The organism is Vibrio sp. 970 (assembly GCF_033339075.1).
Map to the genome: position 1 here is coordinate 1 of NZ_JAWOTW010000153.1, position 871 is coordinate 871.

Below are 871 nucleotides of genomic sequence, written 5' to 3' on the forward strand. Positions count from 1 at the left end.
TGCTGCAATGCACTCCGCCATTTCTGTCCAGATCGTCTCGATCTGAGCCGCTTCTTTCAAGCGCCATTGGCCTTTACCATCGTAACCACCTAATGCACTTTTCAGCACCATAGGCATGCCAACATGTTCAATTGCGCGTTCAAAATCTTCACGTGTCTCAATCACGTAGTGCTTTGCATTACGCACGCCAGCATTATCGAGTAGCGCTTTTTCAACACGGCGGTCACCGCCTGCTTTGATGGCTGCGGTACTAGGGAGGAACTTGCCACTTAATTCACAGATGTCGAGTACATCGTGAGGAATATGTTCGAATTCTGCGGTGATCGCATCCACTTGTTCAATGGCATTTTCCAAACCATGACCAAGCACCTGTTGGGTAAGAGGATGGACAACGTTACCGCTGCCGACATCGTAAGCCGAGATTTGGATGTTTAGTGGTGCACCAGCCAGAGACATCATGCGAGCCAACTGACCTGATCCGAGAACCAGTACATGCATCTGATTAATCCTCAGCTGGATTTGGGTTAGCCAGTACGGTTTCCGTCTGTTCATTGCGGAACGCTTCTACCTTCGCCATGATGCTTTCGTCATGAGTGCCTAGGATTTGTGCCGCTAAGATGCCCGCGTTTGCAGCGCCCGCTTCGCCAATCGCTAACGTGCCGACTGCAATGCCTTTTGGCATTTGTACAATAGATAGCAAAGAGTCCATGCCTTTTAGAGCGCGAGATTGAACCGGAACGCCAAGTACAGGCAAACTGGTGAAGGCTGCCGCCATTCCCGGTAGGTGAGCTGCACCACCGGCACCTGCGATGATCACTTTGATGCCGCGTTCTTTCGCGCTGCTAGCGTAATCGGCTAATAGTTGAGGAGT

Annotated in this window: 2 protein-coding genes; both read right to left on the minus strand. The window is 51.1% G+C overall.

The genetic code is table 11. The annotated features are described in order from the left end of the window. On the minus strand, positions 1-498 hold a 498-nt coding region (locus R7Q11_RS25345; protein WP_225466901.1), incomplete at its 3' end, for an ATP-grasp domain-containing protein. A gap of 4 nt (positions 499-502) precedes the next feature. Then, positions 503-871, minus strand: a 369-nt coding sequence (gene purE / locus R7Q11_RS25350) for a 5-(carboxyamino)imidazole ribonucleotide mutase (RefSeq protein ID WP_225466902.1), incomplete at its 5' end; no start/stop codon positions are given.